The organism is Deferrisoma camini S3R1 (genome assembly GCF_000526155.1).
GTDB classification, from domain to species: domain Bacteria; phylum Desulfobacterota; class Deferrisomatia; order Deferrisomatales; family Deferrisomataceae; genus Deferrisoma; species Deferrisoma camini.
The window spans coordinates 233,328-256,808 of the sequence record NZ_JAFN01000001.1 but is presented as its reverse complement, the minus strand read 5'-3'; the positions used below and the strand labels follow the sequence as shown (position 1 = coordinate 256,808).

Sequence of the window (23,481 nt, the reverse complement as noted above, 5' to 3'; positions counted from 1 at the left end):
GCCTCCTAGCCTTTTAGCCGATTCTCGAGAACTCCGCCACCCGGCCCAGCAGCCGGGCCACCGCGCCCAGCAACGCCAGGCGGTTGGCCCGGACCTCGGGGTCCTGGTCCATCACCAGCACCTCGTCGAAGAACCGGTCCACGGCCGCCTTCAGGGGCCTCGCCGCGTCCAGGAACGCGTCGTAGTCCCCCCGGCCGGCCGCCTCCTCCATGGTCTCGGCCACCGACCGGTAGGCGTCCCACAGGGCCTGCTCGGCCTGGGCTCCGAGCCGTTCCGGCCGGACCTCGCCGGGTTCCTTCCCCTTCAGGATGTTCCCCACCCGCTTGAAGGTCTCGGCCAGGGGGTCGAGCCGGCCGTCGGAGCGGGCCCTCTGAAGCGCCCGGGCCCGGCCGGCCGCGTCGAGCACGTCGTCGAACCCCCGGTCCAGCACCCCGGCCACCAGGTCGGCGTCCAGGTTCTGCTGGGCCAGCAATCCCTCGAGCCGGCCCCGGAAGAACTGGAGCACGTCCGAGCGCACCTCGCCCGCCGGCCGGGTCAGCTTGTCGGCCAGGCCGGCCAGGGCCCGGTCCACCAGCCAGCCCAGGGGCAGCCGGAGCCCCCGCTCCAGCAGGATCCGCAGGATGCCCAGGGTCTGCCGCCGGAGGGCGTAGGGGTCGGCCGCGCCGGTGGGGATCAGCCCCACCCCGAAGCACCCCACGATCGTGTCGATCTTGTCGGCCAGGCTCACGCAGGCCGCCTCGTCCGTGGACGGCACCGGCCCGCCGGCCTGGGCCGGCCAGTAGTGCTCCTCGATCCCCCGGGCCACCACCGGATCCTCGCCCGCCCGCAGGGCGTACTCCCGGCCCATGACGCCCTGGAGCTCGGGGAACTCGTAGACCATCTGGGTCACCAGATCGGCCTTGGCGAGCCGCGCGATCCGGTCCACCACGGCCTTCCGGTCCGGGCAGACCCGCTCGGCGATCTCGGCCGCCAGGGCCCGGAACCGCTCCACCTTCTCGTAGCTGGTGCCCAGCTTCGACTGGAACACCACGTCCTTCAGCCCCTCGAGGTGCTCCTCGAGGGAGCGCTTCTGGTCCTCGTCGAAGAAGAACCGCGCATCCGCCAGCCGGGCCCGGAGCACCCTCTCGTTGCCCCGGGCCACCACGGTGAGGTCCCGGGCCCGGGTGTTGGACACGGCCACGAAGTGGTTGAGCAGCCGGCCCCGGCCGTCCACCACGGCGAAGTACTTCTGGTGGTGCTTCATCGTGAGGATCAGGAGCTCCCGGGGCAGCTCCAGGTAGCGCTCCTCGAAGCTCCCGGCCACGGGCACCGGGTACTCCACCAGGTCCACCACGGTGGTGAGCAGGTCCTCGTCGGCCAGGGGCTCGCCCCCCACCTTGCGGGCGGCCGCCTCCACCCCCTCGCGGATCAGAGCCCGGCGCTCTTCGGGATCGACGACCACCCACGCCTCCTTCATCTTCCGGAAGTAGTCGGGCGGGTCCATGACGTCCACGGCGCCGGGGTGGTGGAACCGGTGCCCCCGGCTCTGGCGGCCCGACTCCACCCCCCCGAAGGAGAACGGGATCACCTCGTCGCCCAGCAGCGCCACCACCCAGTGCACCGGCCGGGCGAACGCGAACTCCCCCTCGCCCCACCGCATGACCTTGGGGAACCGAAGCGCCGACAGCCACTGGGGGATCGCCTCGGCCAGCACGTCGGCCGTGGGCCGGCCCGCGAGCTCCCGGCGCACCGCCACGTACAGGCCCCGCTCGGTCTCCACCCGAAGCAGGTCCTCCACGGCCACGCCGTTCGACCGGGCGAACCCCTCCGCGGCCCGGGTCGGCCGGCCCTCGGCGTCGAACGCGGCGGACACCGGCGGCCCGATCTTCTCCTCCACCGCGTCGGCCTGCCGGTCGGCCACGCCGGTCACGTGGAGCACCAGCCGCCGCGGGGTCCCCAGGGCCTGCACGGCCTCGAACCCGATCCGCTGGGCCTCCAGGCCCTTTCGGGCGGCCTCGGCCAACTGGGCCCGGGCCGGCGGCAGGAACCCCGCCGGGATCTCCTCGGTGCCCACCTCCAGCAGCAGCTCCAGGCCGCGGCTCATGGCATCACCTCCCCGGCCGGCCGCAGGTCGAACTTGCCCCGCAGGGGCCAGCCCAGGGCCTCGCGCTGGGCGGTGTAGGCCTCGGCCACCCGCCGGGCCAGGTCCCGGACCCGGCCGATGAACCGGGTGCGCTCGGTCACGCTGATGGCCCCCCGGGCGTCCAGCAGGTTGAAGGTGTGGGAGCACTTGAGCGTGTAGTCGTAGGCCGGCAGCACGAGCCCCTTCTCGATCACCCGCTTCGCCTCGGCCTCGCACCGGTCGAACAGATCGAACAGCATGGCCACGTCGGCCTCCTCGAAGTTGTACACGCTCCCCTCCACCTCGCCCCGGTGGTGGACGTCGCCGTAGGTCACCCCGTCGACCCACACCAGATCGAACACGCTGTCCACCCCCTGCAGGTACATGGCGATCCGCTCCAGGCCGTAGGTGATCTCGGCCGACACCGGCCGGCAGTCGATCCCTCCGGCCTGCTGGAAGTAGGTGAACTGGGTGATCTCCATGCCGTCGAGCCACACCTCCCACCCCAGGCCCCAGGCCCCCAGGGTGGGGCTCTCCCAGTCGTCCTCCACGAACCGGATGTCGTGCTCCAGGGGGTCGATACCCAGGGCCTTGAGGCTGCCGATGTAGCGCTCGAGCACGTCGTGGGGAGAGGGCTTGAGGATGACCTGATACTGGTAGTAGTGCTGGAGCCGGTTGGGGTTCTCGCCGTAGCGGCCGTCGGTGGGCCGGCGGCTCGGCTCCACGTACGCCACGAACCACGGCTCCGGCCCGAGGCAGCGCAGGAAGGTGTGGGGGTTCATGGTGCCCGCGCCCACCTCGATGTCGCAGGGCTGGGCGATCAGACACCCCTGGGACGCCCAGTACCGCTCGAGCCTGAGGATGACCTCCTGAAACGTCATGGAGAGAGCTCCTTTTGTCTGCCGGGCGGCTAGCCCTTCCGGCCTTCCAGCCTCCCAGCCTTCTAGCCCGTAATGTCCTCTCCGCCGTCCACCCCGATCACGTTGCCGGTGATCCAGTGGCTGGCGGGCTCTGAGAGGAGCGCGATGGCCTCGGCCACGTCCTCGGGGGTGGTCAGGCGGCCCATGGGGTTGCGGGAACGGGCCACCTCGACCATCTGCTCGTGACCCGGGATCTTCCGGAGCGCCGGGGTGTCGGTGACCCCGGCCCGGATGGCGTTGGCCGTGATGCCCCGGGGCGCCAGCTCCAGGGCCAGCTGCCGGATGTGGCTCTCCAGGGCCGCCTTGGCCGCGGACACCGCGCCGTAGTAGGCCCACACCCGCTGCCCCCCGGAGCTGGTCATGGCGAACACCCGGCCGTTGCGGTCGAACAGGTCCCGGGCCACCAGGTCCTGGGTCCAGTACACCAGGCTGTGGGCCATGACGTCCAGGGTCATCTCCATCTGGGCCTTGGTCAGGGTCTCGGCCGGGTCCCCCACGAACGACCGCAGGGCCCCGAAGGCCAGGCTGTGCATCAGCACCCGCACCTTGGGCCCTTCCCCGCACTCGGCGGCCACGGCGTCGAGCACCTCGCGGCGTTTGGCCTCGTCGGCCGCGTTGACGTTGAAGTAGCGAACCCGAACCCCGGTGCCCCGGAGCTCCTCCACCAGGGCCTCCACCTGGGGCAGGGTGGCCTTCCGGTCCAGGTGCACGCCGAAGATGTTCACTCCCTTGCGGGCCAGGGCCCGGGCCGTGGCCGCCCCGAACCCGCTCGAAGCCCCCAGGATGAGGGCCCAACTTCCGTTCAGACCAGTGTCGCTCACGCGAAACGCCTCCTCAAGGGTCTTGCCGACGATGCGGCTCTTTGGTTTGACGGGGAAAACCTCTGTTTTCTTTGGCGGAAAAGGGGGCATTACGTTAGCAGACCGGGCGAAATCCGGTCAATCGATGGTGCGGGGCTTCCGGCCCAGGGTTTGGCACAGGGCCTGGCACAGGAACGGGCCGATGTGCTCCTCGGCCGCCCGGGTCACCCGGACCGACTTGAGCTTGTCCAGGGGGACCCCCACGCTCGCCGCCAGGGTGCGCACGGCGCCGGCCGGCATCCGGGGATCGGCCGGCCCGGCGCAGGCCGGGCACACCACCGCCCCCGCGGCCACGGCCGCCCCCCCCTCCAGTCCGGCCCCGCACTGCGGGCACCGGTCGAACCCACCCGCCACCCCCAGCACCCGCAGGACCCGGGCCTGGAACACCCGGCGCAGGCTCTTGGGATCGGCGCCGGCGGCCAGGGCGGCCAGGGCCGCGTCCACCAGGTCGAACAGGTCCCGTCCCGGCGCCCCCTCGCGGGATCCCATCCAGGCCACCTCGAGCACGTGGGCGGCCGCGGCATGGGTGTCCAGGTCCCGGGCCACGGCCCCGTAGTCCCGGACCAGCTCCACGTCGTCCAGCCGCCACAGCTCGCCCCGGCCCGGCCGCAGGGCGGCCCGCACCCGGACGAAGTAGTCCAGCACCCCCCCGAACCGCCGGCGGGACCGCCGGGCGCTCCGGGCCAGGGCCGGCACCCGGCCCAGGTCGGGCGTGAGCAGGTCGGCCACCCGATCGGCCTCACCGAACGCCCGCACCCGCAGCACGAACGCGTCGGTCCGGCGGGGGGTCATCGCGCGTGGGGGAGAAAACGCAGGAGGGCCGTGGCCGTGCCCAGGTAGATCAGGATGCCCGTGATGTCGTTGGCGGTGGTCACGAACGGGCCCGAGGCCACGGCCGGGTCGATCTCCAGCTTCCGAAACAGGGCCGGGGCCAGGGTGCCCATGGTGGCCGCCACGGTCATGGCGGCCACCATCGACACCGCGACCACGATCCCCAGGAACACGTTGCCGTGCCACACCAGGGCCACCCCTCCCACCAGCACCCCACACACCAGACCCAGCAGGAGCCCCACCCGCACCTCCTTCCACAGGTGGGCCCGCAGGTTCTGGAAGTCCACCCGCCCGGTGGCGAAGGCCCGAACCAGGATGGACGAGCTCTGGGTGCCCACGTTGCCGCCCATGGCCGTGATGACCGGCACGAAGGACACCAGCGCGATGATCTCCTCCACCGTCGCCCGGAACCACCACAGGATCGTGCCGGTGAGGATGCCGCCGAACAGGTTGATCACCAGCCAGGGCATCCGGATCCGCACGATCGGAAGCACTCGGTTGCCGTACACGAGCTCCTCCTGGCTCGTGCCGGCCATCTTGAACACGTCCTCCGTGGCCTCCTCGCGGAGCACGTCGATCACGTCGTCCACCGTGATGATCCCGACCAGGTGCTCGGCCTCGTCCACCACCGGGATGGCCAGCAGGTCGTACTTGGCCACCACCCGGGCCACCTGCTCCTGGTCGGTGTGCACGTCCACCTTGATCACGTCGGTGGCCATGATCTGCCGCAACGTGGCCGTGGGGGGCGAGGTGATCAGCTGGCGCAGGCTCACCACCCCCACCAGCCGGCCCTCGTCGTCCACCACGTACACGTAGAAGACCGTCTCGGCCTCCTCGGCCCCCTGGATCGCCCGGATCGCCTCCTCGACCGTGACCCCCTCACCCAGGGCGAAGAACGACGAGGTCATGATGCCGCCGGCCGAGTCCTCGGGATAGCCCAGGAGCTTGCCGATGTCCTCGCTGTCCTCCAGGTTCATGGCCGCGAGGATCCCCGAGCGGCGGTCCTCGGGCAGCAGCGCCAGCAGGTCGGCGGCGTCGTCCGCGTCCATTCCGGAGAGGATCTCGGCCAGCTCCTCGTCGCTCAGGCTCTCGACCAGGCCCTGGAGCACGTCGGGGTCGAGCTCGCTGAGCACGTCCCCGGCCAGGCCGGCCTGGACCAGGATCTGGAACAGCCGGCCCTGCTCGAGATCGTTGAGCTCCTGGAAGATGGCCGCCAGGTCGGCCGGGTGGGTCTTCTCCACGATCCGGCGCAGGTTCACCACCGCCCCTTTGCGCATGAGCCGGCGGATCGCCTCGAGCCGCAGCTGGACCCGGCGGTCCATCGGGGTCAGGCTGTGGGCTTGTGCGGCCATGGGCACGACCTTTCCACAGGGCAACGGGCACAGGCGGGCCGGCGGGCGTGGCACGCCGCGCGGCCGTGACGAATCAGGAGCAGATGGGCCAGGTTCCACCGCTCGGGCGCCATGAGCCGGGTCATCCTCCGCTCCACCTCCCGAGGCTCGGGCCGGGGCGAGAACCCCAGGCGGTGGGACACCCGGGCCACGTGGGTGTCCACCGGAAACGCCGGGATGCCGAACGCCTGGCCCAGCACCACCGAGGCGGTCTTTCGGCCGACGCCGGGGAGCGCCTCCAGGGCCTCCCGATCGGCCGGCACCCGCCCCCCGTGCCGCCCGGCCACGATGCGGGCGGCGGCCACCAGGTTGCGGGCCTTCCCCCGGAACAGCCCGATCGATCGGATCAGCGGCTCCACCTCGTCGGGCTCGGCCTCGGCCAGCGCTTCCGGGGTGGGGAACCGCCGGAACAGCTTCGGCGTCACCCGGTTCACCTGAACGTCGGAGCACTGGGCCGACAGGATCGTGGCCACCAGCAGCTCCCACGGCGAACGGTGGTTCAGGCTGGGCGCCACGTCCGGGTGCACCCGTTTCAGGGTCTGCAGGATACGATCCAGGCGTTCGGCTTCGGGGTTTCGCTCGGGCATGGCGGCCGCAGAGTAGCAGAAACGGAGGAGTGCTTGAAGGCGCGCAACAGAAAACGGGGCGGACGGGCCGCCTGTTGCCCGTCCGCCCCGCGGGTTCCTCCGGCCCGTCCGGGCCGGATCAGTCCACCGGGATCGTGCCCTCGGCCTCGGCCATGTCCACGATCGGCAGGACCGGGGCCTCGTCGCCCAGCAGCAGGTTCGCCACGGCCTGGGGATAGGACCGGTAGCGCAGCTTCACCTCCACCCTCACCGGACCCTTGGCGTCGTCGGGCACCAGGAAGGCGAACTCCCGGTCCGCGTACCCCTTGGGCGGAATCGTGGTGTTGTAGGCGAACCGCACGATCTCCCAGGGCTTGATGGTGTGGCGTCCCTGGGCGTCCACGGACTCGGCCCGGAACAGCACCGTGCCCTCCTGGAGGTTGTGGTCCTCGTCCAGGGCGCCCGACCGGTACAGCTCGCGGCCGCTCGCGTCGGTCACCCGCACGTCGAGCCACATCTGCCGCACCTCGGTGAGGCTGGTGGGCAGGTTGTGGCCGGCGCCCACGTTGTGGACCCGCACCGTGAATCGGGCGATGTCGCCGTCGTCGGCCTCCTCGGGGAGCAACAGCTCCAACTCGGCCGCGCTCTTCAGGCGCTTCCGGGCGATCTCGGCGTGTTTGTCCGCCCCAAGGAGCGCGGTCACCGTGAAGTTGCCGCCCACGAACTCGTGGGTGAACACGTTGTCCCGGTCGGGGCCCATGGGCGAGGCCTTGCCGGGGTTCTTGGGCTTCTGGAGGGTGCGGGCCACCTCGATGGCCTTCTCCACCGGCATCATGTGGCAGTCCTGACACACGATCCCCTTCTGGGCGTACACCGAGAACTTCCACTCGTTGTAGGTGTTCTCGATGTGGAAGTTGTTGAGCGGATGGAACACGTTGTGGCAGTTGCCGCAGAACTCGGCCTTGGTGTGCAGCTCGGAGTACGCGGCCTTGTGCCACATGGGCTTGGCGTCGTCGTAGGGCCCCCGCATGACCAGGCTGGGGTCCACCACGATGCTCGCGTTCTGGGGCATGGTGGTCGGGGTCTCCAGCATGCGGGTGCCCACCACGCTGTGGCACAGGTGGCACTGGACCCCCTCCTCGGCGATCTCGCTCACGTGGAACTCGCCGTCCTCGCCCATGCGCACCTCTTCGCTCACCGTGCCCACGGCCGTGTGGCACCCGGCACACAGCTTGTCGGTCAGGCCGTTGGTCTCCTTGTTCGCCAGCTTCCACAGGGCCTGGAACACCGGGTCCCGGTAGGCGTTGGAGTGCATCGAGCCCTTCCACTGGTCAAAGATCTCGGCGTGACAGCCCTTGCACTTGGACGGAGGGTAGAACGCCGTGGACTTCACCGGCTTGCCCGTGGCCGTGTTCAACAGGCTCGGGAAGAACGGATGGGACTCGGTCGGGTCCCCTGCGTAGGCCGCGGCCGCAAACGCCACCGCGGCGAGCACGGTCGAGACATACCCCACCTTTCGCATGGATCTCCTCCTCAGGACGGGTGTCGGTGATGGATCGTGGTCGTGAACCGGCCGCGGGCGCATCCCGGGGCCCCAGGGGATGCGTCGGACCGGCTCCCTCGGCGCCTCCGGACCGGTGGGTCCGTCGGATCACGACCCCTTCCGACACGACCTCGTCCGGAGGCGGCGTCTCTCCTCGACCAGCTCGGTCAAGGACTTGCGCGAAAAGATCTCGGCCAACCGATCCCGGGCCTCGGCCCAAAGCTCGTGCACCGGGCAGGTGCACTCCCGCTCGCACGGATGGTTCTCCAGCAGGCAGACGTTCAGGAGCATGGGCTCCTCGGCCGCCTCCATGATGTCCAGGAGGGTCAGCCGAGCCGGGTCGCGGGCCAGGGCGAACCCCCCGGACACGCCCCGTTTGGAACGAACGATCCCCGCGTGGATCAGGGGCTGGAGGATCTTTGTCAGGAACGCGGGGGTGATCCCCTCGGCCTCGCAGATCTCCTGCTTCGAGACCACCGGAGCCGGGTACCTCTCGGCCAGGTACAGGGCCGCGCGGATCGAGTACTCGGTCGCTCTCGTGATGATCATATTGATGACCTTTATCGTCTTTTACTGCATCAATACGACGGTGTCAAGCCCCTCTTCGGGCCTTCGGCCCGCTGGGAGGCTCTACGGCTCAAATCCAACCTCGACGGCCAGGGCCCGCCCCCCTGGGAGCCTGCTCCCGCAGGCGACCCCCGGCGTCAGTCCGGGGCCCTGACGGTCCTCCGGGCCGGATCGCCACCGGGAGGTGGCTCCTACAGATAGGTGGGGGGGCCGTGAATCGTGAATCGTAAATCGTGAACGGTTTACGGCCCTCCGGGCCCGGGACATCAAGGGGCTTCCTTCGGTTCCTCGGCCGGCCGGACCACCAGCACGGGGCACGGGGCGGTGCGGATCACCCGTTCCGTGACGCTCCCCAACAGCAGGTGGCTGATCCCCTTGCGGCCGTGGGTCGTCATCACCAGCAGGTCCGCGTTCTCCTCCCGGGCCAGGGCGGCGATCTCCTCGTGGGGCACCCCCACCCGCAGGAACCGGCGCGCCGGCACCTCTGCTGCCTCCACCCGCTCCTTGGCCCGGTCGAGGGCCGCCTCGAGGAACCGCTCGAGCTGGGCTCGCAGGTCCGCCGGGTTGAACGCCTCGGCGTACACATCGTACATGCCGGCAGTGAGGTCGAGCACCCCCACGAGCACCACCTCCCCCCCCGCCTCCCGCGCCAGGGGGATCGCCTCGTCCAACGCCCTCTCCGCGAGCTCGCTTCCGTCCAGAGGCACCACGATGCGCTTGTATCTCATGGCCGTTCTCCCATCTCCAGGCCGGGGACCGCGGCGCCGCAGCGCCGGCACCGGCCCTCCGGGTCGAGGTTGCGAGCGGTCACCGCGTACCCGAGCCGGCCCAGCACGACGGCGCCGCACGACGGGCACACGGTGTCCTCCCCCCCGTGGCCCGGCCGGTTCCCGGTGTACACGAACCGCAGCCCCTCCTCCAAGCCGATCTCCCAGGCCCGGATCAGGGTGGCGGCCGGGGTGGGGGGGGCGTCGGTGAGGCGGTAGGTGGGGAAAAACCCCGTCACGTGCCAGGGGATGTCGGGGCTCAGCCCCCTCAGGAACCGGGCCGCCTCCCGAAGCTCGTCGTCCGAGTCGTTCCGCCCCGGGATCAGCAGGGTGGTGACCTCCACCCACACCCCCCTGCGCACCAGCTCCGCGATGGTGTCGAGCACCGGCTGGAGGCGGGCCCCGCACACCGACCGGTAGAACCCGTCGGTCATGGCCTTCAGGTCCACGTTGGCCGCGTCCAGGAGCCCTTCCAGCGCATCCAGGCACTCGGGGCTCATGTACCCGTTGGTCACGAACACGTTCAGGAGGCCGGCCTCGTGGGCCAGGGTCATGCAGTCGCGGGCGTACTCGAAGAACACCGTGGGCTCGGTGTAGGTGTACGCCACCGACCGGCAGCCCGCGGCCACGGCGTCCTCCACCACGGCCCGGGCGGGCACGAACCGCCCCGGCAGCATTCCGAGCTCGGTCACCGCCTGGCTGATCTGGTAGTTCTGGCAGTGGCCGCACCGGAAGTTGCACCCCGCCGTGGCGATGGAATACGACATGCTTCCCGGCGCCACGTGGAACAGGGGCTTCTTCTCGATGGGGTCCGCGTTTCGGGCGACCAGCCGGCCGTATACCAGGGTGACCAGGCTGCCGTCCCGGTTCTCCCGGACCCCGCACAGGCCCCTGCGCGCCGGGGCGATCCGGCACCGGTGGTGGCACAGCCGGCACCGAACCGTGTCCGGCTCGCGTGCCCCCTCCACGGTCTCCCACAGCTCTGCAGGTCGCACGGTGTCCATAAGTTCGGTCGTTGGTCGTTGGTCGTCGGTCGTTGGTCGGGGCCTTCGGCCCGCTTGAAGGCTCAGAGGTTAGAAGGCTGGAAAGCTTGAAGGCCGGAAGGCTGGACCCCCTTTGTTGGTCTCCAAGCATTCCCAATAACTTCGGTCGTCGGTCTACGGTCAACGGTCGTCGGTTTGGGGCCTTCGGCCCGCTGAGTGGCTAGGCTGCTAGGCGGCTGGACAGGTCTCGAACCGCACCAAAGTTCGGGGGCCTGGTGGAGAGCCGCGTGCGGCCATACCAGCTGTCAGAATTACCACAGCCCGGAGGTCAGGGAGCCGTCAGTCCCGCAGCGTGGCCACCAGGCGCTTGGGATGGAGCAGGAGGTCCAGGGCGTCCTGCGGCCTGGGCACCACGATCCGGGCCCTCCTCAGCGTCTCCCACGCCGCCCCCTCCGGCCCCATCACCACGATGCCCAGGGCAGCCCGGGCGACCATCCGGTGATCGTTGACCCCGTTGCCCACGGCCGCGGCGGTCTCCGGCCCCAGCCGCTCGAGGATCTTCTCCTTCTGGGCCGACTGGAACCCCGGGGTCAAACGCCGCACCTCCACCCCTGGCACGGAGATCTCCTCGCCCACCGTGCCGAAGGTGTCGGCCGTGGCCACCACCACCCGGACCCGGGCCGCCAGGGCGGCCAGCCGCTCCCTCACCTCCGGCTCCACCCGGCCGTCCACCGCCAGGGTTCCGTTGAAGTCCGCGAGCACGGTGCGGACCTCCAAAGTCCCGGCCCCGGGGATCTCCACCCGGATCACGGCCCATCCTCCTGCGCCGCCCGTACGAAATCGTCCACGTTCCCTCCGTAGTGTCGTGTTTCGGAAATTCCGTGCTGTTCCCACGCGGTGGGGCTGGAGGCCCCGACGAAGCGCGACGGCCGAGCAGCCCGGGCCGCCCGGCGCCAGGGGAGCGGCCGCGGCGCGTGCTCTCACGCGCCGCAGCGGACCGCGCCGAGGCGGCCCCTGCGAGGCCGTTCAGCGAAGGAGGGGCCTCCAGCCCCACCGCCGCAATCCGCATACGTTTCTGCGAAACGGAACAGTGGATCATCGGGGCCCTCGGGTGCGGCCCTCCTTACCGGCCCCGCGCAGTGTAGTGGGACCGGCCGCCGTGTCAAGAGGGCCCGGAGAAGTCACCAATGAATCCGAGCGGTTTCCGGCAGACGGCACGAAGCGGTCCGACCGAAAGCACACCATTCGGATAAATTATCGGATTCTCTTGACCCTACTTTATAGCTGTGAAATAATCAGCCTAACCAAACCATTTTCCACCCGACGACAGGAGATCGTCATGCCCGCTTCCCGCCGTGTGTACGACAGCATCGCGGACCTGGTGGCCAACCCGGACAATCCCACCCCCCTTGTGCGCCTGGGCCGGTTCGCCCCCGAGGGGCCCATGGAGCTGTACGGCAAGCTCGAGTGCTTCAACCCGTTCGGCTCGGTCAAGGACCGCACCGCGGCCTACCTGCTAAAGGGCCTTCGGGAGCGGGGGGAGCTGCCCCAGGGCAAGAAGATCGTGGAGCCCACCTCGGGGAACACCGGCATCGCGCTGGTGGCGCTGGCGAACCTTCTGGGGGTGAAGGCGACCATCACCGTGCCCAGCGCCCTGCCCGAGGAGAAGCTCACCGTGCTCCGGCTTCTGGGCGCGGAGGTGTGGCCCACCCCGGACGACCTGTGCCCCATCAACCACCCCAAGGACGGGGCCATCGCGCTCGCCAAGAGCATCGCCGAGGGGCCGAGGACCCGGGACGAGTACGTGATGCCCAACCAGTACGAGAACCCGGACAACGTCCGCGCCCACTACGAGACCACCGGCCCCGAGATCTGGGAGCAGACCGAGGGCCGGATCACCCACTTCTTCGCCGGGTACGGCACCTGCGGCACGATCACGGGTGTGGGACGGTACCTCAAGGAGCAGAATCCGGACGTCCGGATCGTGGCGATCCAGCCCCAGCGGGGCCACCGCCTGCCCGGGCTCAAGAACTTCGAGGAGTCGAAGCAGCCAGAGATCCTGGATCCGTCGGTGGTGGACGAGACGATCACCGTGCCCGACGAGCCCGCCTACCGCACCGCCATCGAGGTGGCGCGGACCGAGAGCCTGCTCGTGGGCCCCTCGTCGGGGGCGGTTCTGTGGGCGGCCCGGGAGAAGGCCCGCACCGAAGGCGGCGTGGGCGTGGCCATCGTGCCCGACGGGGCGTTCAAGTACATGAGCTTCTACCAGGACTGGCTCGGGGACGAGGGCCAACCCCGGGTGTAGCCCCGGCCCCACCCGCCGTCTCCCACGAACTGCGCACCGCACAAGGGAGGGGTCTCACCGGCCCCTCCTTCTTTCTTGTGCTGGGCCCCCTTTCCGGTACACTCGCTCTCCCTTGAACAACGGACCAGCGGGCGGGGCCGCTGCTCCGGACTCCGGAGACACTGCGATGGGCGGGCTTCGGTTCTTCGTGCTGGGCGAACTGCGGGTGGAGTGTGTACCGAGCGGCCAGGCGGTTTCCCTGCCGGCCAGCGCGGCCGCCGTGCTTGCCTATCTCCTGTGCGCCGGACGCAGAGTGCCCCGGGACACCCTCGCGGGAACCCTCTGGGCCGGCCTGCCCGACGCGCGCGCCCGGCGTTGCCTCAGCACCGCCCTGTGGAGGCTCAACGGGGCACTCGGCGGCGGACGGTGCCTCGTCGCGAACCGTGCGGAGGTGGCGATCGACCTCGATGGGCACTGGTTCGACCTCGACGAGTTTCTCCGACTCACCGAGCCGGCGGCGACCCACCCCTTCCACTCCCTTTCGTTTGATCGGGCGACCCAGGCCGAGGCCGGGCTCGCCCTCCACACCGGGGATCTCCTCTCCGGGTGGGACGCCCCGTGGATCGATCTGGAACGGGAGAGCGTCCGCCGCAGGCGCCATGCCGCGCTCGAGACCCTGACCCGCTTCTACGCGTACTACGGCATGTACGAACAGGCCCTGGCTGCGGCCTTGCGCCTGCTGGACGAGGATTCGCTGCGCGAAGACGTGCACCGCCACGTCATGCAGATCCACCTGGAGGCCGGCCGCCGGGGGCTCGCCCTCCGCCAGTTCGAGCGATGCCGGGCTGCGCTGCGCGATCAACTGGACGCCACCCCCGACCCCGAGACCCTTCGCTTGGCCGAACAGGCGCGGCTCCCTGGACCGCCTCGGCCGCCCCTCGAATCCCCTGATCCCCGCCTCGCCGCGGCCCTGGACCGCCTCGATCGCTGTATCGACCGGCTCGAACGGCTCCTCAAATAGCCCCCCGCGCTCCCGTCCTTTCGGTTCTTTCTCGCACCAAACGGATATTTTTCTGCCCGGTGACGTTCCGGTGACTCCCCGGTGACTCCCCGGTGATCTGGATCGGGTTGGGTGCCCCTCGACGGGGGTTCCCACAAGCGGGCGAGGCCCGGGAGGTGGTCATGGCAACCGAAGGGGTGGAACAGGCGGTGCGCGAGGTGCAGATCGCCGAGGTACAGCTGCGGGTCCATGCCTACACGTCGGGCGGGGGGTCCACGTCCCGGGTGAGCTTTCGACACCCCGACTCGGTGTTCGTGCCCTACGTGCGGTTCGACTTCTTCTGAGCTTCCCCGAGTTGGTCGACCGCAGCCCCCACCCGGGGGTGGACCTTGGCACCGTGCCGCGGCAACGGGCACACCGGGGCGGTTCGTTGACACCGCCCGAACCTGCGGCAGGTTGTTCTTTCGTTCCTCCAGGAGACGCGATGGCCACCGTGGATCAGGCCCAAGACGTGCTGGCCCGGCATCGGGCCGCCCTTCTTTCGAGAACCGGGGTGGTGGGGGTCTGGGTGGGGCTCGGGCCCGACGGGGCGGCCTGCATCCGGGTCGGCACGGAGCGGCCGGCATGTTCCGTGGACCCTCCCCTCCCGGACGAGATCGAGGGGGTTCCGGTGCTTCCCGAGAACGTTGGGCCGATCGTCGCGGCCCGAAAGGGGCGGCCCTGATGCGTTGGAAACCTCTGCTGCTCGGCCTCGGCGTTCCGCTCTGGCTCGGCGCCCAACCGGGGTGGGGCGGCGAGTTGCGCCCCTTCGCCCCTCCGCCCCCGGCTCAGCAGCCCGCGCCCCGGCCCGACCCGTTCCGGGAGTTTCGGCAGCAGGCGGCCCGGCTCACCCCAGAGGAACGCCGGGACCTGGCGGCACGGCTCGCGGAGCGGCTGAAGCAGGCAAAGGAGCAGGGAAACGAGGAGGCCGCGTACCGGTACTACCGGTTCCTGCGGATCCTGGAGGAACAGCCGTGATCGGTCGGGGCCCGCTGCCGGTGGCCGTCCTCGCCGCCTTCCTCGTCCTCGTGCCGGGTGGGGCGCCCGGCGACACCCCCGCCCCGAACCGGGTGGACGCGCTGATGAAACTGGTGGATGCCACCGACCTCGCCGGTGTGCCGCCCTCGGACCTCACGGCGACGAGCACCGACTACCAGCTCTATCTGAAGCTCCTGCACGAGTACCGGATGAAGCAGGAGGCCAACCGGGTGATCGAGTGCGTGCTGCTGAGCATCACCCTGGTGGTGAGCCTGGCCTCGGTGCTCGGGGTTCTGCTGTGGCGATCCCCCCACTCGACCGCCCAGGTCCTCAACGCAAGCGGGCTCGTTCTCGTGGTGTTCGCCACCGTGTTCATCGTGGTGTTGGCCGATGCCGAGCAGCAGCTCACCGCGGCCATGGGCATCCTGGGCGCCATCGTGGGCTACCTGTTCGGCTCGATGCGCCGGCCCGGGCCGGACGCCCCGTCCCAACCGCCCTCTTCTCCGTAGGGAAAGGAGCGCTTCCATGTCCCCGGTCCCCTTCGAGACCTACCGCTTCGACGCCCGGCCCGACACGGCCGACTTCCGCGACCGCTTGTTCGAGCCCACCCTGATCGAGGTGCCCCCCCGGCTGCCGGTGGAGCGGTTCCGGCGGGCCCGGGTGCCGGTGCTGGACCAGGGGCCGGACGGCGCATGCACCGGGTTCGGGCTGGCCACGGTGGTCCACTTCCTGCTGCGCACCCGCAGCGTGGAGCCCGACCGAACCCGGGTGAGCCCCTGGATGCTCTACGATCTGGCCCGGCGGTACGACGAGTGGCCCGGCGAGGGCTACGAGGGCTCCAGCGCCCGGGGCGCGGTGAAGGGCTGGCACAAGCACGGGGTGTGCGCGGCACGGCTCTGGCCCCGGCGCCGGAACCGGGGCCGACTCACGGCCGCGATCGCCCGGGACGCCGGCCGCCGGCCCCTGGGCGCCTACTACCGGGTGAACCACCACGACCTGGCCGCGCTCCACACGGCCCTGGCCGAGGTGGGGGTGCTGTTCGCCACCTCCTGGATCCACACGGGGTGGTATGAGTCCGAGGCCGACGGGGTGATCCCCCACCGGCCCGACCGGGTGGGCGGCCATGCCTTCGCCATCGTGGCCTACGACGAGAGGGGGTTCTGGATCCAGAACTCCTGGGGGCCGGGGTGGGGGCAGCGGGGGCTCGCGCTGGTCACCTACGACGACTGGTTCGAGAACGCCATGGACGTGTGGGTGACCCGGCTCGGGGCGCCGGTGGCGCTGGCCCGCCAGACCGTGGCCGCCGGGCTGTCGGCCCGGGGCAACCTGGCCGGCGGCTACGCCTACGCCGACCTGCGGCCCCACCTGGTGAGCGTGGGCAACGACGGCCGGCTGCGCCAGGGCGGCACCTACGGCACCTCCCGGGCCGAGGTGGCCGAGATCGTGCGCACCGAGATCCCTCGGGCCGTGGCCGGGTGGGGCCGGAAACGCGTGCTCCTCTACGCCCACGGGGGGCTGGTGGACGAGAAGACCGCGATCCAGCGGGTGGCCGAGTACCGGGCGGCCCTGCTCGGGGCCGAGGTCTACCCCCTGGCCTTCGTGTGGAAGACGGATTTCTGGACCACGGTCCGGAACATCCTGGACGACGCCCTGGGCCGGCGGCGGCCCGAGGGGTTCTGGGACAAGGCCAAGGACTTCCTGCTGGACCGGCTGGACGACGCCCTGGAGCCCCTGGCCCGGGGCCTGGGCGGCAAGGCGGTGTGGGACGAGATGAAGGAGAACGCGCTGCGCTCCACCACGCGCCGGGACGGCGCGGCCCGGTGGGTGGGGGAGCTCGTGGCCGACCTGGCCCGGGCCGACCCGGACCTGGAGATCCATCTGGCCGGCCACAGCGCCGGGAGCATCTTCCTGGCCCCGCTGGTCCAGTGGCTCACCGCCCGGGGGAGGATCCCCTCGGGGCCCATGGCGGGCCGCATGGGGCTGGGGCTGCCGGTGGCCTCGTGCACCCTGTGGGCGCCGGCGTGCACCGTGGAACTGTTCAAGGCCTGCTACCTCCCGGCCGTGCGGGACGGGGGCATCGGCCGGTTCACCTTGTTCACCCTGACCGACGAGGCCGAGCAGGACGACCACTGCGCCAACATCTATCACAAGTCCCTGCTGTACCTGGTGTCGAACGCCTTCGAGGCCCGGCCGCGCATTCCCGGGGTCCGGGACGGGGAACCGATCCTGGGCATGGAGCGGTTCGTGGCCGACGACCCGGACCTGGGGCGGGTGCTCGTCCGGGGCGAGAGCTGGGTCCTCGCCCCCAACACCGAGCCCGTGGGCTCGGCCGGCGCCTCCCGCGCCCGCCACCACGGGGACTTCGACGACGACCCGGCCACGGTCCGGGCCACCCTGGCCCGCATCCTCGACGCCCCCCGCACCGGCGCAGGGCCCACGTTCCTCCGCAGCGCCGGGGGCCTCCGGGACCGCCGGCCCGCCGTGTGAGCCTCGGCAGAACCTACCCCGAGGCCTGCTCCAGCTCCTCGGCCAGGCCCATGATGTCCATCTCGCGGTCGAGCCTCCAGCCCAGCCTGCGGAACAGCCACAGCCGGAACCGGGCGTAGAGCAGGTACAGGGTGGGCACCACCCCCAGGGTGAGCACGGTGGCCACGGCCAGGCCGAAGATGATGGCCACGGCCATGGACTGCCACCACTGGGAGGACTCGGTGTTGTACTGGTAGGTCAGGTGCAGGAAGTCGATGTTGATCTTGAGGGCCATGGGCACCAGCCCCAGGATCGTGGTGACGGCCGTGAGGAGCACCGGCCGGAACCGGACCATGCCCGCGCTCACCACGGCCTCGCGCACGCTCTGGCCCCGGCGCTGGAACTGACGCACCGCGTCCAGCAGCACGATGGCGTTGTTCACCACCACCCCGGCCAGGGAGATCACCCCGATCCCGCTCATGATGATGCCGAACGGCATCCGGAACGCCAGGAGCCCCAGGAACACCCCGATGAAGCTCAGCACCACCGAGGTCATCACGATGGCCGGCACCAGGATCGAGTTGAACTGGAGCACCAGCACCAGCGCGATCAGGAACAGGGCCACCACGAAGGCCTCAGTGAGGAACCGGGTGGACTCCTCCTGCTCCTCGGCCGCGCCGGCGAACCGGTAAGTGATGCCGGGCGGGAACGGGTACTCCCGGGCCCGGGCCTGGAACGCGGCGCGCACGTCGGCATCGGCCCGCACCCAGGGCTCCACGTCGGCCCCCACCGTGAGCACCCGCTTCCGGTCCAGGTGCTTGACCTGGATCGGGCCGGGCACCAGCTCCGGCCGGGCCACCGAGGCCACCGCCACGGCCCCGCCCAGGGGGGTGGGAATGGGCACCGCGAGCACCCGGTCGGTGTCGAGGCGGTAGGGCCGGGGCAGCCGGAACCAGATGTCCTGCTCGTCGTCGCCGTGGCCGAAGGTGCCGGCCCGGCGGCCGCCCACGATCATTTGGAGCGCCCCGGCCACCGAGGCCTGATCCAGCCCCAACATGCCGGCCCGGGCCCGGTCCACGGTCCACTCCAGGGTGGGCTGGGCCGTGGCCGCGTCGTCCGTGGGCTTGGCCACCCCGGGCACGGCGGCCATCAGGGCCTTCATGTCCTCGGCCACGGCAGCCATCCGGGCCAGGTCGTCCCCGAAGATCTGGATGGACACCGGCTTGCCGGTGGGCGGCCCCTCCTGGGGCTTCACCACGTTGAACTCGGCACCGTACAGCGGAGGGGCCACCCGCCGGCCCGAGGGGTCCAACCCCTCGAGCCGGCGTCGGATCTCGGCCAGGGTCTCGGAGGTGGGCTCGGTGCGCAACGGCCGCTCTACGAACTGGATCCGGGTCACCACCGGCCCCAGCCCCTCCTCGCCGAACCCGCCCCGGGCCTCCAACCCCACCGTGACCGTGGCGTGCTTTAGGTTCTCCACCGGCCGGTCGTACCCGGAGCCGGGCCGGCCGAAGATCCGGTCCTCGGCCAGGCGGCTCAGCCGGTCCGAGGCGTCGAGGCTGGTGCCCTCGGGCGGGGTCACGCTGACCATGACCAGGTTGGGGTCGATGGTCGGGAAGAACTCCACCCCGTGGCCGAACACCCCGTACACCGCGAACACCAGCAGCAGCACGCCGAACCCCGTGGTCAGGGTCCACACGGGCCGGTCGAGCAGGAACTCCAGGAACCGGCCGTACCATACCACGGCCCGGTAGGTGGGGCGGGTGGTCTCGGGGTCCACGGTGGCCTCGGCGCCCCGCTTGCGCTTCATCACGAGGGCGCACAGGGTCGGGTTGATCACCAGGGCCACGAACAGGGAGCTGGTGAGCACCACGATCACCGTGACCGGCAGGTAGGCCATGAACTCGCCCATGATGCCCGGCCAGAACACCATGGGCAGGAACGCGGCCACGGTGGTGGAGGTGGAGGTGATCACCGGCCAGGCCACCTCGGCCGTGCCCTGGATCGCGGCCCGGGGCCGCGACAGCCCCAGGCTGTGGTGGCGGTAGATGTTCTCCACGATCACGATGGCGTTGTCCACCAGCATGCCGAGCGCCAGGAGCAGGGAGAACAGCACCATCATGTTCAAGGTGTAGTCCAGGAGCCGCAGCACCAGGATCGACAGCAGCATGGAGAACGGGATCGCCCAGGCCACCAGGAACGCGTTGCGGGCCCCCAGGCCGATCAGGATCACCCCCAGCACCAGCACCAGGGAGGTGAGGATGCCGTTCTCCAGGTCGCTCACCATCCGCCGCACGTCCCGGGAGGTGTCGAGCGCCACCACGGCCTTGACCTGGGGGGGCAGCCCCAGCTCGGCCAGCAGCCCCTTCACGGCGTCGGTCACGGCAATGATGTTCTCGCCGCTCTTCTTCATGATCTCCAGCGACACCGTCTTCTGGGGCTCCACGTACCGGCCCACGGACCGCTCGCCGTCCTCGGCCCGGAAGTCGTAGAGCCGGGCCCGGGCGGTCTCGTCGGCGAAGGCGTAGGTCACGGTGGCCACGTCCTTGAGGTACACGGGGACCCCGTCGGCCGACCGGCCCACCACCAGGTCGTAGATCTCGGCCGGGCTCCGGAACTCGCCGGGCACCCGGTAGATCACCCGGGTCAGCGGGCCGTCGGCCACCCCGGCCGACACGTTGTGGTTGGCGCCGCGCACCGCGGCCTCCACCTGGGCCGGCACCAGGCCGTAGTACCTGAGCCGCACCGGATCCACCTCGATGCGCACCTGGCGCTCCCGGCCGCCCCGGATCTTCACGTCGAGCACCCCGGGGATCCGCTGGATCTCGTCCTCCACCCGGTCGGCCAGGTCCTTGAGCTCCGACAGGGCCATGCTCGCCGGCCCCACCAGGTTCACCACCATCACCGGCACGTCGCCCGAGAACGAGAACTCCTTCACGATCGGGTCGTCGGCCTCGGGGGGCAGCTCGCCCTTGGCCTTGTCCACCGCGTCGCGCACGCGCGACAGGGCCACCTGGGTGTCCACCTCGGGGTCGAACTCGATGGAGATGACCGACAGATCGGTCATGGAGGTGCTGCGGATCTCCTTCACGCCCTCCACGCCGTCGAGCTCGGTCTCCAGGGGCACCGTGACCGAGGTCTCGATGTCGGTGGGGTTGGCCCCGTCGAGCACGGTGGTCACCGTGATCACGGGCACCTTGACGTCGGGGAACGCCTCGCGGGGCATCGAGAAGTACGCCGCCGTGCCCAGCACCACGATGCCCACGCACGCCACCAACACCGCCATGAAGTGGCGGACCGAGAACCGGGTGACGATCACTCCGCCTTCCCTCCGCCGTCCGACGCCACCACCGCGCCGTCCTCCACCACGATCCGCACGGCCTGGCCGGAGACCAGCCCCTTCCAGCCGGCCACGATCAGCCGGTCCCCCGGCGCGAGGCCCGAGAGCACCAGCACCTCGTCGCCCCGGATCGAGGCCGGCACGATGTCGCGCACCCGGGCCACGGGCCGACCCCCTTCCTCCTCCTCCACCACCAGCACCCGGGGGCCCTGGTCGGTGACCTGGATCGCGGACGAGGGGATGACGATCGCCTCCGGATAGCTCAGGTACTCGATCTCGGCCCGGGCGATCAGGCCCTGCCGCAGGGTGTCCGAGGGGTTGGGCACCCGCAGCTCCACCGGAAACGTGTTGCTCTCCGGATCGGCCGCCTGGCCCACCCGCACGATCTCGGCGGCCAGGGCGAGCCCCTCCTCCTCCCCACCGGTGAGCTTGGGAAGCCCCGGCACCACCACCCGGGCCCGGGCCCCCACCACCGCTCCGGGCCGGGCCGCCGAGGCGTAGGCGGCCAGGGCCGGGTTGGCCGGGTCCAGGAACGCCACGTACCGCTCGGGCACGTCCACCACGGCCTTCAGCGACGACAGGTCGTAGATCCGGGCGATCTCCTGGCCGGGGGCGATCACCTCGCCCGGCTCGGCCAGGTGGGCGTCGAGCCGGCCCGGGATCGGGGCCCGGATCCGGGCCTTGTCGAGCCGCACACGGACCGAGTCCAGCGCCCGGTCCACCTCCACCACGCCGGCCCGGGCCGCCTCCAGGGCCTTCTGGGCCTCGGCGATCGCGGCCTCGGCCCGGGCCACGCCGAGGCGGGCCGCCTCGAACCCCTGCTCGGCCTGGTCCACCGCCACCCGGGCCTGGGTGCGGGCGTTCTCCGCCTGGTCGAGCCGGGCCCGGTCCAGCACCCCGGCCCGGACCAGCTGGTCGGCCCGGGCCCACTCCTTCTCGGCCAGGCCTGCCGCCGAGCGGGCCGCCTCCACCGCGAGCTCGGCCTGGGCCGCCTGGCGCTCGGCCTGGTCCCGGGCCACCCGGGCGGCCTCCACGGCCGAGGCGGCCCGGGCCACGGTGGCCTCGGCCGTGGCGCGCCGGGCCTCCAGCTCGGCCTGCTGGGCCTCCAGGGCCTCGGTGTCCAGCTCGGCCACCACCTGGCCCTGGGCCACGGCCGCCCCCTCGGCCACCAGCCACCGCCGGAGCCGGCCGCCGAACTCCGGCGCCACGCCGGCCTCCCGTTGGGCCACCAGGCGGGCCGGCAGGTCCAGCCGCTCCTCGTAGGGCCGCGGCCGCACGGTGCGCACCTCCACGTTGGCCACGTGGGCCACGGGCTGGGGCGCGGGCGGCTTGGGCCGGGTCACCCCGTACACCACCACCAGCACCACCAACCCCACCAGGAACAGGGTCACGGCCCACGAGACCACGCTCGCCACCCGGCTCCTGTGGTTGTGGTTCGGGACTTCGGCTTCGCTCACCCGCGTTCTCCGGTGATGGGGTTCACAAGGAGAGGCTCCTGGAGGAAAACGGCCACCCCGCGCCCGAGGGCGCCTTGGGTGGCCGTTACGGTTCCGATCCCCCCCGCGGCCGCCGTCGGTTCCCACCCCTCTCTGAACGGCGGTTCACGATGATACGGGAACCGATGCCCCCGGACAACCAAGAGCCCAAGGGGTGGAACGGCCTCGTCACCCCACCGGCCACCGCCCCCCGGGCACCGCCGGGCGGCCCTCGGTGGGGCCCAGGTAGCGGTAGGCCCATGCCTCCACCGGGGCTGTCGCCGTTTCCACTTTCACCAAGACCCGCTCGTACAGGTTCTCGGGCCGGCCCGGGCCGTGGTAGTCCTCCAACTCGTCCAACTTGGCCAGGGCCTCGACCACCGGTGCGACCCGCACCACCTCCCCCCACACCCGGCCCGGCCCTGGGACCCAGCCCGGGTACGTCCCCAGGTCCACGAGAACGCCGGGCACCCACCCCTCCTGCACCTCGAGCAGGTGGGGAGCGATGAGGGAGTGGTAGATCCCCCCCTGCTTCAGGGTGCCGTACACGAACACTCGATCACAAAAGCTGGGGCGCATGGGTTTGTGCTATAGGGTGCAAAATTCAGCTCCGGTAGGCTCCGCCGAGGCCTGCTTGCAGAACGCAGACTTCGCGTATGGGACGGGGCGAGCATTGCCGGTCGGGGCAAGGGGCCTGGTGGAGAGCCGTGCATGGCTCCTACAGTCGCTGCATCCGGCACTCAGCCGATGCCCGCCTTGTCGATGGGCCTAGATTGCGTTTCCAGAACCTGTCCCACCACCGCTCCCGGGGCATTTCGGGCTGAGTGCCGGATGCAGCGCAAGTCGGATGCTGCACTCACGCACGGCCGGAACCAGGCCCCTTGCCCCGACCCCCGATGAAGCGTGCCTATTCTGTCGCGGCTCGCTACGGGCCCCCGTCCCACGGACCCCGACGGCGCACGATCACGATCTCGCCGCGCTCCAGCCTGCGGCGGAGCCACTCCACCAGGCGGCGGCGCCACCACTCCCGGGTCAGGGGGAACACCAGGCTGAAGCCCACGAGGTCGGTGAGGAACCCGGGGGTGATCAGCAGGGCCCCGCCCACGAGCAGCATGGCCCCCTCCAGGATCTCTCCGGCGGGCAACCGGCCCTCGGCCAGGCTGGCCTCCAGCCGCCGCAGCACGTAGAACCCCTGGAGCCGGGCGTAGTGGGCCCCCACCACCCCGGTGGCGATGATCAGGAGGATCGTGTTCATGGCCCCGATCCCGGCGCCCACCTTGATCAGCAGGTAGATCTCCAGGGCCGGGACCAGGGTGAACAAAAGAACGAGCCGGGCGAACATGGGGACTCCGGGGGTTGGTTGCTGGTCG

22 protein-coding genes are annotated in these 23,481 nt (G+C 71.0%); 7 read left to right on the top strand and 15 right to left on the bottom strand.

The genetic code is table 11. From position 1 onward, the window contains the following. Positions 1-13: 13 nt before the first annotated feature. The 11 genes from glyS to DEFCA_RS0101020 form a co-directional block, all read right to left on the bottom strand. Positions 14-2,083 carry a glycine--tRNA ligase subunit beta gene (gene glyS / locus DEFCA_RS0101070; RefSeq protein ID WP_025321201.1) on the bottom strand — a complete coding sequence of 690 codons (2,070 nt, stop codon included), beginning with the start codon at positions 2,081-2,083 and terminating at the stop codon, positions 14-16. Beyond that, positions 2,080-2,982, bottom strand: coding sequence for a glycine--tRNA ligase subunit alpha (gene glyQ, locus DEFCA_RS0101065; RefSeq protein WP_025321200.1), 903 nt, complete (start codon positions 2,980-2,982; stop codon positions 2,080-2,082). The genes glyS and glyQ overlap by 4 nt, the downstream gene beginning before the upstream one ends. A gap of 62 nt (positions 2,983-3,044) precedes the next feature. Beyond that, positions 3,045-3,842 carry an enoyl-ACP reductase FabI gene (locus DEFCA_RS0101060; RefSeq protein WP_025321199.1) on the bottom strand — a complete coding sequence of 266 codons (798 nt, stop codon included), beginning with the start codon at positions 3,840-3,842 and terminating at the stop codon, positions 3,045-3,047. Between the two features lie 117 nt (positions 3,843-3,959). Continuing rightward, entirely contained in the window at positions 3,960-4,673 is a 714-nt protein-coding gene (gene recO, locus DEFCA_RS20100) for a DNA repair protein RecO (protein WP_025321198.1), read from the bottom strand. Further along, positions 4,670-6,064 carry a magnesium transporter gene (mgtE, locus tag DEFCA_RS0101050; protein WP_245693409.1) on the bottom strand — a complete coding sequence of 465 codons (1,395 nt, stop codon included), beginning with the start codon at positions 6,062-6,064 and terminating at the stop codon, positions 4,670-4,672. The genes recO and mgtE overlap by 4 nt, the downstream gene beginning before the upstream one ends. Beyond that, positions 6,040-6,690 (bottom strand): endonuclease III, encoded by a 651-nt coding sequence (gene nth / locus DEFCA_RS0101045; RefSeq protein WP_025321197.1) that lies wholly within the window; start codon positions 6,688-6,690, stop codon positions 6,040-6,042. Before nth ends, mgtE begins: the two co-directional genes overlap by 25 nt. A 118-nt stretch (positions 6,691-6,808) precedes the next feature. Beyond that, on the bottom strand, positions 6,809-8,191 hold the full coding sequence (locus tag DEFCA_RS0101040; protein ID WP_025321196.1) for a multiheme c-type cytochrome: 1,383 nt from the start codon (positions 8,189-8,191) through the stop codon (positions 6,809-6,811). A 129-nt stretch (positions 8,192-8,320) separates the two neighbouring features. After that, entirely contained in the window at positions 8,321-8,761 is a 441-nt protein-coding gene (locus DEFCA_RS0101035; RefSeq protein WP_025321195.1) for an RrF2 family transcriptional regulator, read from the bottom strand. Between the two features lie 284 nt (positions 8,762-9,045). Beyond that, positions 9,046-9,507, bottom strand: coding sequence for a universal stress protein (locus DEFCA_RS0101030; RefSeq protein WP_025321194.1), 462 nt, complete (start codon positions 9,505-9,507; stop codon positions 9,046-9,048). Beyond that, complete coding sequence (gene amrS, locus DEFCA_RS0101025; protein ID WP_025321193.1) at positions 9,504-10,541, bottom strand: AmmeMemoRadiSam system radical SAM enzyme; 1,038 nt, start codon at positions 10,539-10,541, stop codon at positions 9,504-9,506. The genes DEFCA_RS0101030 and amrS overlap by 4 nt, the downstream gene beginning before the upstream one ends. Before the next feature lie 327 nt (positions 10,542-10,868). Beyond that, entirely contained in the window at positions 10,869-11,339 is a 471-nt protein-coding gene (locus DEFCA_RS0101020; protein WP_025321192.1) for an HAD family hydrolase, read from the bottom strand. Between the two features lie 529 nt (positions 11,340-11,868). On the opposite strand from DEFCA_RS0101020, the gene DEFCA_RS18945 reads away from it, so the two are divergent. From DEFCA_RS18945 to DEFCA_RS0100985, 7 genes are all read left to right on the top strand, one after another. Further along, positions 11,869-12,834 carry a PLP-dependent cysteine synthase family protein gene (locus DEFCA_RS18945; RefSeq protein WP_025321191.1) on the top strand — a complete coding sequence of 322 codons (966 nt, stop codon included), beginning with the start codon at positions 11,869-11,871 and terminating at the stop codon, positions 12,832-12,834. Between the two features lie 166 nt (positions 12,835-13,000). Beyond that, a complete protein-coding gene (locus tag DEFCA_RS0101010; protein ID WP_025321190.1) occupies positions 13,001-13,834 on the top strand; it encodes an AfsR/SARP family transcriptional regulator in 834 nt (277 codons plus the stop codon). Positions 13,835-13,995: 161 nt separating this feature from the next. Next, positions 13,996-14,157 (top strand): hypothetical protein, encoded by a 162-nt coding sequence (locus tag DEFCA_RS21875; RefSeq protein ID WP_169709393.1) that lies wholly within the window; start codon positions 13,996-13,998, stop codon positions 14,155-14,157. Between the two features lie 140 nt (positions 14,158-14,297). After that, entirely contained in the window at positions 14,298-14,537 is a 240-nt protein-coding gene (locus tag DEFCA_RS0101000) for a hypothetical protein (protein WP_025321189.1), read from the top strand. After that, positions 14,537-14,830: a hypothetical protein gene (locus DEFCA_RS0100995; RefSeq protein ID WP_025321188.1), complete on the top strand. Its 294-nt coding sequence runs from the start codon at positions 14,537-14,539 to the stop codon at positions 14,828-14,830. Before DEFCA_RS0101000 ends, DEFCA_RS0100995 begins: the two co-directional genes overlap by 1 nt. Next, positions 14,827-15,339: a hypothetical protein gene (locus DEFCA_RS0100990; protein WP_025321187.1), complete on the top strand. Its 513-nt coding sequence runs from the start codon at positions 14,827-14,829 to the stop codon at positions 15,337-15,339. Before DEFCA_RS0100995 ends, DEFCA_RS0100990 begins: the two co-directional genes overlap by 4 nt. 16 nt (positions 15,340-15,355) lie before the next feature. After that, the gene (locus DEFCA_RS0100985; RefSeq protein WP_025321186.1) at positions 15,356-17,317 is read left to right on the top strand and encodes a C1 family peptidase; all 1,962 of its coding nucleotides are present in this window, start codon (positions 15,356-15,358) and stop codon (positions 17,315-17,317) included. 13 nt (positions 17,318-17,330) lie between these two features. Here DEFCA_RS0100985 and DEFCA_RS0100980 read toward each other — a convergent pair whose 3' ends face one another. The 4 genes from DEFCA_RS0100980 to DEFCA_RS0100965 all read right to left on the bottom strand — a co-directional run bounded on the left by DEFCA_RS0100980 (position 17,331) and on the right by DEFCA_RS0100965 (position 23,453). Continuing rightward, positions 17,331-20,615, bottom strand: a complete 3,285-nt coding sequence (locus DEFCA_RS0100980) for an efflux RND transporter permease subunit (RefSeq protein WP_025321185.1) — start codon at positions 20,613-20,615, stop codon at positions 17,331-17,333. Continuing rightward, positions 20,612-22,093, bottom strand: coding sequence for an efflux RND transporter periplasmic adaptor subunit (locus tag DEFCA_RS0100975; protein WP_035802864.1), 1,482 nt, complete (start codon positions 22,091-22,093; stop codon positions 20,612-20,614). The genes DEFCA_RS0100980 and DEFCA_RS0100975 overlap by 4 nt, the downstream gene beginning before the upstream one ends. A 207-nt stretch (positions 22,094-22,300) precedes the next feature. Beyond that, a complete protein-coding gene (locus DEFCA_RS0100970) occupies positions 22,301-22,690 on the bottom strand; it encodes a gamma-glutamylcyclotransferase family protein (protein ID WP_025321183.1) in 390 nt (129 codons plus the stop codon). A gap of 346 nt (positions 22,691-23,036) precedes the next feature. After that, positions 23,037-23,453, bottom strand: a complete 417-nt coding sequence (locus tag DEFCA_RS0100965) for an FxsA family protein (protein WP_025321182.1) — start codon at positions 23,451-23,453, stop codon at positions 23,037-23,039. Positions 23,454-23,481 lie beyond the last annotated feature (28 nt).